Origin of the sequence: Bacillus sp. EB600 (genome assembly GCF_024494385.1) — a bacterium.
Lineage (GTDB): Bacteria > Bacillota > Bacilli > Bacillales > Cytobacillaceae > JAEVLT01.
The window spans coordinates 67,197-81,929 of record NZ_JAEVLT010000022.1 but is presented as its reverse complement, the minus strand read 5'-3'; the positions used below and the strand labels follow the sequence as shown (position 1 = coordinate 81,929).

The window sequence follows — 14,733 nt, the reverse complement described above, 5'->3', positions numbered from 1 at the left end:
CCATCACCTCGAACTATATATATATTTAATTATACCAAATGCAAAGGAAAGAGAACAATTGTTTTGTCTTACGCCAACCGAAATTCATCCCCTCCCTAACCTTGGGCTTTGCCCTTCACAGGTTTGAGGAAGGGGAATTCTTTCGGGATTCGTTAAAAAATTACTCTAACAACTCTTATTTATTAAGGTTGATTGAGTCTCTTATTCTAATTGGGTAGTTGAAATTTTAATAATAATTGTATTCCTTAATTGAGTAGGAGGCTAATCATTAATTGATTAGCCTACCTCTTATGCGGATGAATCGATTAAACTGGCTAACGGTGATAGGAATTGCCGGTGGTGTATTCTCGCAGGATGGAGCTGAAGCATTACGTGTGAATAAAAAGTCCGTTCTAGGATTACCTGGACCTGGGTCAATTGCGTTACGAAATCAATTTCCAGACAAATAAATAATAAGCGGCAAAAACAAGGAAAATGAGAATTAATGATACAGATAAAAAAAGTATCCTTTTTCTAGAAAATCGAAAGATTTGTTGATTAATATCATTTGCTTTAGTGAAATAACTGATTGTCGCCGTTATTAACAAAAGAATTCCAACGGCAATAGATGCTAGTCCAATAATTCTAGCTAATAAATCACTAATAAATACTACTGCCGACAAGGTTGTAAAATGAAGATTAGTTATTAAAAAACCTAATCCAATAATTGTAACACTTGTTCTGATCCAAGCAAGATATGTCCTCTCATTAGCTAAATGCTGCTGAATATATTTTGAGTCTTTAGTTTGAAATTCACTTTCATTCATTTTATGTTCCTCTTAATTATTTACTATTTTTTGAAGCAAATTTAGATAACATTTTTCATTAAGGAACTTAGTAATCAGTGTTGTTGTCTAGAGTCTGAGGTCCCTTCCAAATAAGAAGAGACTTTATTATGTAAATAGCATCTTCTCATCTTTCAAGCAAAAACTTGTAGGATTTAGCACCTTGTCTGTAGACAATTACGACAGGCTGCTGAGGTGCCATAGGGCTAAACCCTCGACACCTCTCGATAAGAAACCAATAATTAACAATTTTATAAAGTCCCTACCATACCACCGTCAATATTAACCGATGTACCTGTAACATAAGAAGCAGCATCTGAAACAAGGAAAGTTATAACTTTAGCTGCTTCATCGGTATTTCCAATACGTCCCAGCGGAATTTGACGTTCTTTACAAGAAAACTGTTCCCATGATAGCCCTGGATCCTGGTCTTTCCACATTTTTTCAATCTGCTCACTTCGAATCCAACCAATACATACGGTATTCACACGAATGTTGTCTGGACCAAGGTCTTTACTCATTGCTTTTGTTAAGGCCATCCCTGCTGCTCTGCTGACTGAAGTAGGTAATGATGCTGCAGGAGGTGTCTTTCCAATTGCAGCTGTCACATTGATGATCGCGCCTCCACCAACTTGTCGCATATGTGGTATGGCATAACGAGAACAATGAATGGAACTGAATAGTTTTAAATCAAGATCTTGCTGCCAAAGCTCTGATCCTACTTTTTCAAATGGATAAGCTTGAGAAGTACCAGCATTATTAACTAAAATGTCTAAACGTCCATATTTTTCAACTGTAGCAGAAACCACCTTTTGACATGCCTCTTCGTTTGTAACATCCGTTTCCATAAATAATACTTCTTTACCTGTTTGTTCTAAAATATAAGCTGCAGCCTCTTCTAAACGGTTTTTATTTCTTGCACAGATGGTTACCTCGGCTCCTTCTTTTACTAAATATAGAGCCGTTTCTAAGCCAATCCCTCTACTTGAACCTGTAATGAGTGCGACTTTTCCTTTTAAACCTAATTCCATAATAAACTCCTTTTTAAAATAATGAAATTACTAAAAAAATTGTATTATTCTATGCTTATCCTATAAAAGGAGTATTTCAAAATAGCAATATTATGTCAAGGTAAAGTATGGAGTGTTTTGGTCTCGTTAGTCCGAAAGCAAAGTGAGCTAATAAAGGTTCTCCTGTCAAAAGAACCAGGTTATCAAAGCTCAAGGATGCTGCATAAATTTTTAATTTTAGTGTTTGCCTTACGAATTACAGGCAGTAATCGTGTTTTTCCAAAACTAAATGAAACTTAAATAAAAGAGATCAGGGATGCTGAATTTTTTATTTAGTAAAAAAAGAACGTGCCAAAACACTTCTTAGTATTTTGGGATGCATCAGAATTGTCATAGGTTGAACAAGGTTCATCACCTTTATAAATGTATTGTATATCATTTCATTTTCTGATGATAATAGAAAAATATTTTTTGCAAACCATTGCTGGAATGTAAGACCTATAGGTTTTTTTCCTGAAATAGTTGGATAACGAAAATCCTCGACAATGACCATATTCCAAATAGGAGCAATAATTTTTGCTGTTTTTTTATGAAAAGCAGGGATAATTTTCTGCAGAGAATCGCTTCTGTCTTGAAATCGTTTTTGTAAGGCAAGTGCTTCTAATACAGAAATACTCATGCCCTGACCGAAAACTGGATCGATCCTGCATACAGTATCACCAATCAATAATAATCCATGAGGTAAGTTCTTTACTTTATCATATCGTTTCCAAATAATTTGCGGTACACGGTAGATCGAGGTTTTAGATAAAGGGATTGCATTTTTTATTTCTTCATAGATATCTAATTTAGGGAGTTTTTTTGATAGTTCTAAAAAGCCGTTATCATTTTTCACTACTTCTTTTTCTTGAATTTCATTTTGATAGCCATTAATTGTGACAATGTATTTCTCTCCTTCAACCTTCGAGATGGTTCCGCCTATTTTTTCATGCGGCGGATTTGGATAGACTATTTTAATCTTCCAATCTCTGGCTTTGCTGTCTGGAAGCTGAAAAGATTTGCTTACATAACTTAAACCAATGTCAACCTTTTCATTAGGGATATTGATCCCTCTATTCTTTAACCAATATGTTGTGATACTAGATACCCCGCTTGCATCTACAATCAAATCTGCTGTTACTGTTTTGATAGAGTGATCCCGAGCTTCCATCTCAACTCCGTAAATACGATTCTCATTAGCATTAAATAAATAATCTTTAACTACTTGATTGTAGTGAAAGGATATATTGGAAATCCTGTCTATGTATTGTTGAATATGCCACTCTAAATGCGGGCGCGTTTGAAGAGTGGTCCTATATCCTCCATCGAAACGCAGCTTCCATACACCATGGTGGAACCATGCTAAATCTTTTGTAGAATTTATTTTCACTGCTCCGCTTAAGTAAAACTTTTCTGTAATTCCGGGAAATAACTCTTCCAGCCCGTATTGTCCCGCAAGAAGGAGGGCGTGTAAATGTTCACCTTGCCGAACACCTTTTCTTGGAAACGGCCCTTCAGGTTCTTGATCTTGTTCGATGATCACTACTTCCTTGAAAAAATCTGATAACACACGGGCAGCCAGTTTTCCAGCAATACCCCCGCCAATAATAATCGCTTTATTCCTACTAAACATTGAAAGGTACACCTGCCACATTTTTTTAATCTTCTAAATATATCATACTATTGTTTTTCTTAAAAACCTCCCACCCCGTATTCCTACGTTTCTATTTCTTTCCTAGTACTATCTTCATCCTTTAATCCAAAGATTCTCTTTACTGCGGAAATATTATTACCTCGTCCCAATGATCGCCCTGGATTCCTCCGACGCCGGTGCGGAAAATGGTGCTATGCCTTACCATTTCCCCAGCCCTTATTTAGTACTAATAGAACAGTTCTGCTCATAATCTTATAAAAGAAAACAATAAGAAGGAGTGTATAGTTAATTGAAAAAAGTTAAAGTTCGTTTACGGCCCATTGTTAGTAAGATTAATTTACCCACTGTTTTCAAAACAACTATACCTCCGGGTGGCTCAATTGAAAGATTATTTATTGCAACCCAGGTAGGAGAGATCTTTTACATAGGAAACGGAAGTATAAGAACTTTTTTAGATATTCGCACGCGAATCTTGAAACTGGGTGGTTCTAGTGGTGGATATGATGAACGGGGATTGCTGGGGCTGGCGTTCCATCCCGAATTTTATTATAACGGTCTGTTTTATCTTCATTATTCAATAGCTGGAACACAAGGTCCAGGTGCTCGTCCTGAAGGCTTTAACCCTGACCCGTGTGATCCGAAAACCTTAAACCTTAGGTGGATCAATAGAGAAACTCAATATGATCATATTGATACAGTAGAAGAATGGATTTTACAATCGAATGGTCAACCTCAAAAACGACGGACCTTACTTAACATAAAAAGACCATTTTTAAATCATAATGGTATCAATAGCTTAAACTTTTCACCTGAAACGAGAAAACTTGTGTTAACAACCGGAGATGGCGGCTCAGGCTATGATCCATTTAATTTAAGTCAGGATAATATGGAAATAGCGGGTAAAATAATTGAAATTGACGTAAGTAAGAATACATTTATCAACAATCCACCTGTGGTCACACGTTTTAATGAACTTCCCGCACCTATTTCCGAAACACTTACGGTAATTGCCAAAGGAGTTCGCAATATACCAGGAATTTCATTTCAAAGTTTGAATAATCAGTTTATCAAATATATAGGAAATGTTGGACAGGATTTGGCAGAGTCGATTTTTTCATTCGTTTATTTTAAACCAATCCCGGTACCTCAGCTTATTCAAGCTTCTTTAAGAAACACCGAACCTGACCAAGAAGGATTTATTAACTTTGGCTGGCGGGGGTGGGAAGGTGCTTTTCCTACTTCAACGATAAGGGGCTGTACTGAAAATCCGACTTTGGATGAGAAAACTATTGTCTATTACAATGAAGCAGTAAACACTTCAGCGAGGCGTCTTCAGCCTCTAGCTAGTTATTTTCATAAGGATCAAAGGCCTGATAAGTTTGGAGGAACTGCACTTACAGGCGTTCAGTCCTATATGGGGAATGGAATCCCCGCTTTGACCGGGAGCGTTGTGTTTACCGATCTTGCCCGGAAGGAAGAATCTGGTTCTCCGGTTAGAGGAGTTTTAGCTTATACCAGGGTAAGAACAGATGGTAAACTAAATGATTTTAGTGTTATTGAAACCGATTATAATTTTGGGTCTCAATCAGCTTATTATGTTTCTTTGGGAACGAATCTGGATCAAACCAGACTATATTTAGGGGCTTATGGCTCAATGAAAGTAACTGATTTTAACCAAGGAACTGTTTTTGAAGTTGTTCCATGATTCCTAAATTCGACTTACTACTAGATAAACCTCTTTCTTGGATTGAATTGAAAAGGAAGACAGTGTAAATTCCTGCTTATTTTCAAAAAAATTGACCATACAGGAATTAATTCTTATTTTTCAAAATATGTTTATCTCAAAACATGAAGGGAGGTTTTGAACGATGGGAGGTGAAACAAATGAATTCTGAACCCTCTTGCCATCTCATTCGACCATCGAGAACTTATCATGGCAAACAGGGATTTGACTATGCTGAAGCGATTTCAAAAGAAAGCGTTGGTTCTAAGGGAATCTGCATGCATATAGTAACGATTCCACCCTGTAAACGTGCAAAAGCACATCTCCATGAGGACCATGAAACGGCCATCTACATGCTGAAAGGGAAGTCTGCAATGTGGTATGGTGAGAAGCTAGAAAAGTTTATGGATCTAGAAGAAGGTGACTTTCTTTACATTCCCGCAGGTATGCCTCATCTTCCATACAATCCGAGTGATTCCGAATCCTGTACAGCCTTAATTGCCCGCACTGATCCTAATGAACAGGAAAGTGTTTTGCTTCTCCCGGGACTCGATAGACTTTGGGAAAAGAGAAATCCATAACTCCCATTATGATCCCTCCGTAAAGACATGGATCGTTGCGGCAAATTTTCATGGCAGCCTCTTTTAGGGGCTGTCTTTTTTATGATGGTAATCACCCCTTCCTCTCATGAACATTCCATCCTGCCTGATTTTCCTGATTTCATTTCTTACCATGAAATTGCTCAATCAGAAAATCTATAAAAAATCTGCTTGATATTGGTAATGTCTTCTTGTTCTTGTAAGCTATTCCGATCGTACGGACAATCGGTGGAGATATTTTCTTTTTGACAAGATGATAGCTGACTCGATTCAAGACCAATTTCGGTAAGATAGAGATCCCCAAACCTTCTTCAACCATGGACATGATGGTGTAATCATCATGTACCCGGTACTGGATATTGGGGTGGAGGTCATTCTGCTTAAAAATTTCCAATGGCTCGCTTAAATGGCCCTCCTCTAATAGAATAAATGGTTCGCTTCCCAACTCGGCCAATGTGACATTTTTATTTCCTGCTAATGGGTGGTTGCAAGGCAATACCGCCAACATTTCGTCTTGCTTTAAAGGAACCGTGTGCATCTGTGTCACTGCATCAGGATTCACAAATCCAAAATCAACGCTGCCCTCTTTGATAAACTGGACAATACTGGTGTATTCTCCCTGCTGTAACTGAAATTGAACGGACGGATATAACTTTTTAAAATCTTTGATTAATCCCGGAAGCCAATGACAAGAGACACTTGAGAACGTTCCAATCCGAATAATCCCTTTTTGCAGCCCCTGCATTTCTTTACTCTTCTCGATGAGCTCTCGATAGGAATTACATACATTTTTAATGTATGGAAGAAATTCTGCTCCATCGGGAGTAAGGGTGATTCCTTTGCGGGAACGAAAAATTAATGTTGTGGAAAGTTCCTCCTCTAAGGAATGAATCATCTGACTGATCGCTGATTGGGTATATCCCAATTCATTCGCTGCTTTAGTAAAACTTTCTGTTTCGATTACCTTCAAAAAGATTTCATAACGGTTCATAGAATCCTCCATTGAACATTAGAATAACTAATATTTCTATCATATATATTAATTTTACTAATATCCATTCATATGATAGAATTCATTGACATTTAAACGATATCAGCTCACAGGAAGGGATCAAGATGGAAACAAATCTGAAGGCATGGCAAAGAGGTATAAAAGACGGCATCCCCATTTCTCTTAGTTATTTTGCGGTTTCTTTTACCTTCGGAATTATTGCCAAACAGGCCGGGCTTACCCCATTTCAGTCTGTCCTCATGTCGGTAACCAATTTTACGTCAGCCGGACAGTTTGCGGGACTTACGTTAATTTCGGCCTCCGCTGCATTTTTGGAAATGGCGGTCACACAGCTCATAATTAATTCAAGATATATCCTGATGTCTTTTACTCTGTCGCAGAAGATTAATCGGAAGACATCACTTTTTCACAGGATGGTAATGGCATTTGGGATATCGGATGAGATATTCGGAGTATCGATGGCGGTAAATGGCCCATTAAATCCCTATTATACATACGGACTTATGAGTATCGCGTTGCCAGGATGGGCACTTGGTACATTTTTTGGTGTTGTTTCAGGAGATATTTTGCCTTCCAGGATGATTAGTGCATTAAGTATTGCTTTGTATGGAATGTTACTGGCCGTCATCATTCCTCCGGCCAAAGGAAATAAAATTCTGTCCGTTCTCATTGTGGTTTCCATGATGGCTAGTTTGCTGTTCACAAGGCTTCCTATTCTGCACATGATTTCATCAGGAGTCAAGATTATTCTTTTAACGATTCTCATTGCCGGTATAGCCGCAGCATTATTTCCTGTAAAGGAGAAAAGTTCTCATGAAGGGTAGTGTCTATCTATACATTTTTGTCATGGCAGCCGTTACTTATTTGGTAAGGGTCCTGCCGCTGACTTTGATTCGAAAAGAAATCAAAAATACGTATATCAAGTCATTTTTGTACTATGTACCTTTTGTAACATTAGCCGTTATGGTATTTCCAGCGATTTTAGATGCAACGGCATCAAAGTGGTCAGCATTAGTCGGTTTCATAGTTGCCATCGTTTTTTCCTACACAGGCTCCGGCTTATTCAAAGTCTCCCTGCTATCATGTTTTGCTGTTTTGATCGTAGAGCTTTTTATCATCTAATCCTGCGTGCCTGGCACAGCGCAAAGCTTGTCCAAAAGATGCATGGGGACGGTTCTTGTGTCTCACGAAAAGACACAAGAACCGTCCCCATGCTTTACCCATGCTTTACCCAATATTTTGCTTTTTGATGGAATTCTCTGGAAGGTCCTGTTTTTTCATTTTATATCCTATATAAAGAGTCATAAACCATATAGGTGCCACAACTAATGCTATTCGCATTTCCGCAATAAATGCCATTAAGACAATGACAAGTGCTAAAAAAGTTAAAGCTAAATAGGTTGAAACTGGATATAATGGCACTTTAAATGCTAATTTTTCTATTTCTTTTATTGTTTTTGATTGTCTGAATTTTAATTGTGTAATCAGTATAATCGTCCAACTGGTGATAACCGCAACCGTGGCAACAGAAGAAATATAGATAAACACTTTTTCGGGAACAATATAATTCAAAACTACTGCCACTAATAAAAACAGTGAAGAGAACAGGATTCCACGTCTCGGACTACCATTCTTGTTAAGCTTTCCAAAATATTTCGGAGCGTTATTTTGCAATGATAAATTGTATAGCATTCTTCCTGAACCGAATAACCCACTATTAAAAGCAGATAATGCTGCTGTTATGACAACAAAGTTAATAATATTGGCGGCACCAGGAATTCCAACTTTATCAAAAATTAAGACAAACGGGCTGCCCTTCGTTCCTATCTCATTCCAAGGATATAAAATCATCATAATTCCTAATGCACCAATATAAAAAATTAATATCCTCCAGATGACATTGTTGATTGCTGATGGAATTGATTTTTGAGGATTTTTTGCCTCCCCTGCCGTAATTCCAATCAATTCTACCCCGCCAAATGAAAACATCACGAGAACCAATGACATTAAAATGCCTTTGATTCCATTTGGCATGAATCCTCCATGAGTCCAAAGATTGTCAAAACCGATTGGATGACCTCCGTTCCCAATTCCCAGGAAAGTGATTCCTAATCCAAGGAGAATCATTCCGATAATGGCTACAACTTTAACCAGCGCAAACCAGAATTCAAACTCTCCATATGCTTTTACATTAGCAAGGTTTATCATTGTAATCACAACTAGTACAGCAAGTGCTGTTAGCCATTGTGGAATGTCTGGAAACCAGTAATTCACATAAACGCCAACTACCGTTATTTCTGCCATTCCAACGACAACCCACATAAACCAATAGGTCCAGCCGGTTAAGTAACCTGCAAACGTCCCTAAATATTGATTTGCGTATGAACTAAATGAACCTGAAACCGGTTCATCCACAGCCATTTCCCCCAGCGCTCTCATTATGGTAAAAATAACCAAGCCTCCGACTAAATATGAGAACAAAATGGATGGACCAGCCATTTGAATGGTTGCGCTTGAGCCGTAGAACAGTCCAACTCCAATTGCACCTCCAAGTGCAATTAACTGGATATGCCTGTTATCCAAACCTCGTTGCAGTTTCTCTCTTTGATGATTTTTACCCAACCAATATTCCTCCTCGTAAAACTATATCCTTTTTAAAATAGATCAAACAACGCACATGAAAAAAAGTTTATAAAACTTTTTATAAACTTCTGTTTTTAGTTGCACCGAAGCTAAAATGGTGAATGGCACTAAATGCACCTGTCCTTTCTGTTAAAGGATTATAAACTTTTTAAAATTTTCTAGCAATGACGCGAATTAACGCTTTGCTGTTTTTATGCTTTTATGCTTTTTTTCATTAAATCACAAAAGCTTTTGTATCAATAGTCCTTCAATTTTGCTTATTTCTCCATCTGTAAATTTATAAAAGAAAATATTGTTGAATTTTCTTACATATAGGTGTAAATTACATATATAGGTTAAATGCTCCAAAAATGTTCTCAAATTGTCGAAACACAAAAAAAGAATATGGTAGGATCCCCCAACAACTTTGAACTTCCAGTTCTATTATTACTTTTAAAAGATTGGATACTACTAGTTAATGAATTTTTACAAAAACTCATCAATTCACCTTTTATTCCATTGATTAAGGACCATTCTATGTGCAGTTTCTTAAAAAGGCAAATCTAGTCCTAAGCAAATTGTAACAAATGTACTCTTGCAAAAGGTGAAGTTCTATTCTACTTATAACCACGAGTAAAAAAAGAAGGGGAAATTAGTATGAAGGAATTTACTATTTGCTATACTTTTGATAATGATATTATCACCGAAAAAATGATAAAAGAATTAAATGTTACAAAAGAAGATGTTGAACAAGAAATAATTGAAAAGATGGACCGTTGCAAATGCTTTATTGTGAAAAATGACCAAGGAAATTATATGATAAATTCCTATTTAGTACGTTATATCCGGATAGATGAAAAGATAGTAGTCTAATATTATACCGTTGAATAGATGATCTGTATCTTTATCAATAATGGCCAGGTTACCTTTACTTTTTAAACAACTTACTAAAAAAACTCTTTTTCTTTTCTTTTTCTTGTGCAGCTGCTATTTGTAAGAGCTGCTGTTTTACTTCCTGAAATTCTCTTAATGATTCCAAAGACTTGCAGTCACGTTGTTGTTCCAGGCGATCCTCAATATATTTTTGCTGATTAAGTATTAGCTGTTTTAATGAACCAATTTCATCTAATAATGTTTTATAACGCTCATCCTCGATATTTAGCAAATGGCTCGTTTTCACCTCATTTTGCATAGGTTCAGCGACTTCCGATATAAGCGGAATCGTTGAATCTGTATTGCTATTTTGCTGTTTTACTACCTTTAAGGCGATTTGTTCTATATTCATTCCCGTATCGTAAGATAGCTTTATTATTTCTTGAATTAAAGGAACATCAATGTCAGTAAAAACCCGAAAACCTCTATCATTCCTTGTAAATTTATATCCTGCTTTTTCTAATGCTTGGGCATATTTTCGTACTTTTTGATTCTGTATACCTACTATTTTGGCAATATCCTTTGTAGCATATTCACCCATATCACTTTCCCCCTAACTGTTACGACTATATATCGTACTAATTAAACAAAAAGGAAAAAAGTCCTTCATTGATCTTGTCTATTTATTTGAAAATTTTGAAGATTTTCTTAAGTAACTCATATTATGGTTTTAGCCTTGATCTCATAATCGCTTAACCATATTCAATTTGGTAGAAAAATACAAGTCCGTTAAATATTCGGTTTTCTCCCCTGTTAAACTACCACGATTAATTGATAAAGGAATTTCTAATTTATATAAAACTTTTGTGTTTCCTGGCACCAAAACTTCAAATTGCCAAATTCCCCGATGTGCGACGATATTTCGGCTTATAAGCTGATTTTGCCAATTGAGCATACGCTATTTTCGCTTATGCTCACTAATTGGCTCAAATACACATAAATTTCCATCTATCCCTTGATATTGATTCAGCACATGGTAATATAGGGTCAACGATTGATAAACACGAACAAAAATACGAACAATTTAGGAGAAATTGGATGTTAAATAAAAAAACAATTGCATTTTTAGGTGCAGGATCTATGGCAGAAGCCATGATATCAGGCATTGTTACTACTGGAAAAATACAGAAAAATCAAATTATTGTAACCAATCGTAGAAATAAAGCACGTTTGAAACAACTTGAAGATACTTATGGAATTACCACCGTAACAAACGTTGACTTAAACTTCGAAAACATCGATATAATTATCCTCGCAATGAAACCAACAGATGCAGAAACTACCTTACAATCCATCAAAAACAAACTTCTGCCACACCACCTTATTCTGTCTGTTTTAGCGGGCGTGACGACCTCTTTTATTGAAAAGAAATTACCAACAGGACAGCAGGTGATTCGGGTAATGCCGAATACTTCTAGTATGATTGGGGAATCTGCAACCGCAATATCCCCTGGCAAACATACCACCAAACAAAATATTTCATATGCAAAAGAATTACTCCAGTGTATTGGCGAAGTGTACCATATACCTGAAGAGAAAATGGATATTTTCACAGGTATTGCAGGCAGCGGCCCCGCGTACTTTTATTACTTAATGGAACACATGGAAAAAGAGGGATTAAAGGCAGGATTAAATGAAGAATTAACACGGCAGCTTATTGCTCAAACGATGATGGGTGCTGCGAAAATGATTCAAGAGCAAGATAAAACACCCGCCTTATTAAGAGAAAACGTCACATCTCCAAACGGAACAACAGAGGCAGGCTTAGCTGCACTACAAATGTACGGGGGCGGCAAAGCTATATCCCAGGCGATAAAACATGCTGCCCATCGCTCTAAAGAGATGAGTTCACAACTAGAGCAAGCAATCGGTAAGAAATATAATACAGAAACCATTTAATAGGACTTTTTCGGAGTAATTGTTGTTTTCAAAAGTAATGCCTACTTTTCAGCTAAGTATAAATCTACCTATTCCGTCGATCTAGCTGTGTATTGGACGGTAATCAAATAACATTCCACGTTACAAACATACCTTCGATTTCACAACTTATTCCACTGCTGTCAGGCAATTTGTTCGCTTTTGCACTAGCTTCAAGCAAAGTTGAAAGCCATAATCTTTCCAAAATGAACCTTTAATAAAAACCTTTCCCAATCGACTCCCCTATTCATAATTTAAGTGGAGAATCCACTGGGAACATTGCCTCCACCTTACAGAGTCAAAAAAACTTGAACAGGAGTGATTGGATGATTCCAAACACTAAGCTACAGCGGATAGTCATAAAGATCGGCAGCAGTTCTTTAACAAGCAAACATGGAGAAATTAGTCGTAAAAAGCTTGAAAAACTTACTGATGAGATCGTGTACCTAAAAGATATAGGTCATGAAGTAGTACTTGTTTCTTCCGGTGCTATTGCCGCAGGATACCGGAAACTCGGCTGTCTTGAGCGCCCGAAAACATTACCAGAAAGGCAGGCGGCGGCCTCCATCGGTCAAGGATTATTAATAGAAACCTATTCAGAGCTTTTTTTATCGCACGGCTATGTTGCGGCCCAAATATTAATTACGAAAGATGACTTTTTGGATGCAGATCGATATAAAAATGTTCGAAGTACATTGAACGTATTGATCCAAAGAGGAATCATTCCGATTGTTAATGAAAATGACACGGTGACAATTGATCGTTTAAAGTTTGGGGATAATGATACACTCTCGGCAAAGGTAGCCGAATTAGTGGATGCTCATCAATTAGTCCTTTTATCGGATATTGATGGACTGTATAATGTCGACCCCTCCAAAAACATTCACGCTGAGTTGTTGGAACATGTGAATAAAATCACCCAAGAAATTGAAGCCGCAGCTGGCGATTCAGGAAGTTGTGTTGGAACAGGCGGAATGAAATCTAAGATTGAGGCAGTTAAAATTGCTATGGCTTCCGGTATTCCAACCTTTTTAGGGAATGCACGCAGGAAGAATATTGTTGTCGATGCCGTTTTAGGAAAGGCAAGGGGAACGTATTTTTTGGGGAAGAACCATCAATTTATCTAAATCAAAAGAAAGAATGGATTGCCTTTAAGTTCGCTTAACTCATATTGTCTAGCTCCTGCGTCCGGTTAGCGACATACACTAGTCGCTTACCGGACGCAGGAGCTTTTCGATTTGGTTAAGTCCTCGATCGATTTGTATCAGTCCGATCCACACGTCACCGTGCTTTCACCGTACGCTATTTACAATATCACTAGATTCTTTTTTTTACATCTTCTCTTATTGACTCAATCATTTCATCTGATAAATTGGCCGGAATGGAGGTGCCATTCTCGAAAACCCAGGTATTTATGATCTCAAGATCTGCTTTTTTAAAAGTGATGCTATACTCTTTATGATTATATATAAATTCAGCCGAAACATATTCTTCGACAGCAAAATCATCATCGATAATCATGTTACTAATTACATATGGCTTCACGAAGAGTCTCCTTTTATAAATATTTTTTATGTTATAGCGTTAACTTTAAATGGTTTTTTATTCACTTCCTTTTTGTTGAAGAATGTTTGCAAACCATTGAACGAAAATGCACGTAAAGAACTCCGTATTTTTTCTAATAAATATTTCGTTCTTACATAATGGTTGAGAAAAATTAAAAAGGGCAAATGTTTATAGATTTACTACTTCAACATGCAATTAGGTAGATAACAATATTAATCAAGGCCGTATGGTTACGGTATACGTGTTAGCCCCGCCGACCGTTGTTACGTTAAAGTATGTTAGTCTATTATTTGGAAATTTTACGGCGTATGAGATTCCTCCGCCATGGTCTTTAAGTCCTTTAATGGTAATGGTACTTGGTACGGGAATCGAGATAGCGGCAGGATTATGAGTCAGGATTAACTTTTCCTTTACTGGTTGTGCGTTTACAAAGATTTGAACTTGATCCAAATCTTCTTTATTAAAATCCCAGATGAGCATTCTCGCTGAACCTCCTGAATCATCCATCGTGACGGTAAAGTCTTTCGGAGCAATACCAGAGTTAACTTCACTTGTATATAAACTATTACCGGCATTTGTTGAATGACTAATCCGATTCGCTACAACTTCATCCGCCTTTTCATCGGATGAAGTTTCTCCGGAAACCATACTAAAAATAATGGCCAGTACAATGGCCAAAATACTTCCGTAAAAGACAGGTTTCCGATGTTTCTTTTCATGATAAATAATTTCTTCCTGCGCTTCCATACTGCCCTGCTCTTGACGATTATTCGGTATATTGGTTGTTTGGTCATCTACTTGTGAAATTCTCTTCAGCACAGTAAAGCCTCATTC

Annotated in this window: 15 protein-coding genes, 1 pseudogene and 1 riboswitch; of the genes and pseudogenes, 8 read left to right on the top strand and 8 right to left on the bottom strand. The window is 37.1% G+C overall.

What is annotated here, in order from left to right:
• The first annotated feature begins 272 nt into the window (after positions 1-272).
• Positions 273-449 carry a hypothetical protein gene (locus tag JN080_RS19310; protein ID WP_256237608.1) on the top strand — a complete coding sequence of 59 codons (177 nt, stop codon included), beginning with the start codon at positions 273-275 and terminating at the stop codon, positions 447-449.
• Here the strand turns inward: JN080_RS19310 and JN080_RS19305 are convergent.
• The 3 genes from JN080_RS19305 to JN080_RS19295 all read right to left on the bottom strand — a co-directional run bounded on the left by JN080_RS19305 (position 423) and on the right by JN080_RS19295 (position 3,506).
• Positions 423-806 carry a YidH family protein gene (locus tag JN080_RS19305; RefSeq protein ID WP_256237607.1) on the bottom strand — a complete coding sequence of 128 codons (384 nt, stop codon included), beginning with the start codon at positions 804-806 and terminating at the stop codon, positions 423-425. The genes JN080_RS19310 and JN080_RS19305 overlap by 27 nt on opposite strands.
• A gap of 142 nt (positions 807-948) precedes the next feature.
• Positions 949-1,058, bottom strand: a riboswitch (SAM riboswitch).
• Between the two features lie 17 nt (positions 1,059-1,075).
• Positions 1,076-1,855 (bottom strand): SDR family NAD(P)-dependent oxidoreductase, encoded by a 780-nt coding sequence (locus tag JN080_RS19300; protein WP_256237606.1) that lies wholly within the window; start codon positions 1,853-1,855, stop codon positions 1,076-1,078.
• A gap of 307 nt (positions 1,856-2,162) precedes the next feature.
• On the bottom strand, positions 2,163-3,506 hold the full coding sequence (locus tag JN080_RS19295) for an NAD(P)/FAD-dependent oxidoreductase (protein WP_256237604.1): 1,344 nt from the start codon (positions 3,504-3,506) through the stop codon (positions 2,163-2,165).
• A 310-nt stretch (positions 3,507-3,816) separates the two neighbouring features.
• On the opposite strand from JN080_RS19295, the gene JN080_RS19290 reads away from it, so the two are divergent.
• On the top strand, positions 3,817-5,232 hold the full coding sequence (locus tag JN080_RS19290) for a PQQ-dependent sugar dehydrogenase (RefSeq protein WP_256237603.1): 1,416 nt from the start codon (positions 3,817-3,819) through the stop codon (positions 5,230-5,232).
• Positions 5,233-5,411: 179 nt separating this feature from the next.
• Positions 5,412-5,831 carry a cupin domain-containing protein gene (locus tag JN080_RS19285; protein WP_256237602.1) on the top strand — a complete coding sequence of 140 codons (420 nt, stop codon included), beginning with the start codon at positions 5,412-5,414 and terminating at the stop codon, positions 5,829-5,831.
• A gap of 139 nt (positions 5,832-5,970) precedes the next feature.
• Here JN080_RS19285 and JN080_RS19280 read toward each other — a convergent pair whose 3' ends face one another.
• Positions 5,971-6,840, bottom strand: coding sequence for a LysR family transcriptional regulator (locus tag JN080_RS19280; protein ID WP_256237601.1), 870 nt, complete (start codon positions 6,838-6,840; stop codon positions 5,971-5,973).
• Positions 6,841-6,965: 125 nt separating this feature from the next.
• Between JN080_RS19280 and JN080_RS19275 the strand changes: the two genes are divergently transcribed.
• Complete coding sequence (locus JN080_RS19275; protein WP_256237600.1) at positions 6,966-7,685, top strand: AzlC family ABC transporter permease; 720 nt, start codon at positions 6,966-6,968, stop codon at positions 7,683-7,685.
• Positions 7,675-7,983 (top strand): AzlD domain-containing protein, encoded by a 309-nt coding sequence (locus JN080_RS19270; protein WP_256237599.1) that lies wholly within the window; start codon positions 7,675-7,677, stop codon positions 7,981-7,983. Before JN080_RS19275 ends, JN080_RS19270 begins: the two co-directional genes overlap by 11 nt.
• Before the next feature lie 105 nt (positions 7,984-8,088).
• Here JN080_RS19270 and JN080_RS19265 read toward each other — a convergent pair whose 3' ends face one another.
• Positions 8,089-9,483: an amino acid permease gene (locus JN080_RS19265; RefSeq protein WP_256237598.1), complete on the bottom strand. Its 1,395-nt coding sequence runs from the start codon at positions 9,481-9,483 to the stop codon at positions 8,089-8,091.
• A 657-nt stretch (positions 9,484-10,140) separates the two neighbouring features.
• Here JN080_RS19265 and JN080_RS19260 point away from each other — a divergent pair.
• On the top strand, positions 10,141-10,356 hold the full coding sequence (locus JN080_RS19260) for a hypothetical protein (protein WP_256237597.1): 216 nt from the start codon (positions 10,141-10,143) through the stop codon (positions 10,354-10,356).
• Positions 10,357-10,411: 55 nt separating this feature from the next.
• On the opposite strand, the gene JN080_RS19255 is transcribed toward JN080_RS19260, so the two are convergent.
• Positions 10,412-10,957 (bottom strand): MerR family transcriptional regulator, encoded by a 546-nt coding sequence (locus JN080_RS19255; protein WP_256237596.1) that lies wholly within the window; start codon positions 10,955-10,957, stop codon positions 10,412-10,414.
• A 497-nt stretch (positions 10,958-11,454) separates the two neighbouring features.
• On the opposite strand from JN080_RS19255, the gene proC reads away from it, so the two are divergent.
• Both proC and proB read left to right on the top strand, forming a co-directional pair.
• Positions 11,455-12,315 (top strand): pyrroline-5-carboxylate reductase, encoded by an 861-nt coding sequence (proC, locus tag JN080_RS19250; protein ID WP_256237595.1) that lies wholly within the window; start codon positions 11,455-11,457, stop codon positions 12,313-12,315.
• Positions 12,316-12,659: 344 nt separating this feature from the next.
• Positions 12,660-13,486, top strand: a pseudogene (gene proB, locus JN080_RS19245) (glutamate 5-kinase); the annotation flags it as partial.
• Positions 13,487-13,650: 164 nt separating this feature from the next.
• On the opposite strand, the gene JN080_RS19240 reads toward proB, so the two are convergent.
• Positions 13,651-13,878, bottom strand: coding sequence for a hypothetical protein (locus tag JN080_RS19240; protein ID WP_256237594.1), 228 nt, complete (start codon positions 13,876-13,878; stop codon positions 13,651-13,653).
• 237 nt (positions 13,879-14,115) lie between these two features.
• Entirely contained in the window at positions 14,116-14,718 is a 603-nt protein-coding gene (locus JN080_RS19235) for a hypothetical protein (protein ID WP_256237593.1), read from the bottom strand.
• Between the last annotated feature and the right edge of the window lie 15 nt (positions 14,719-14,733).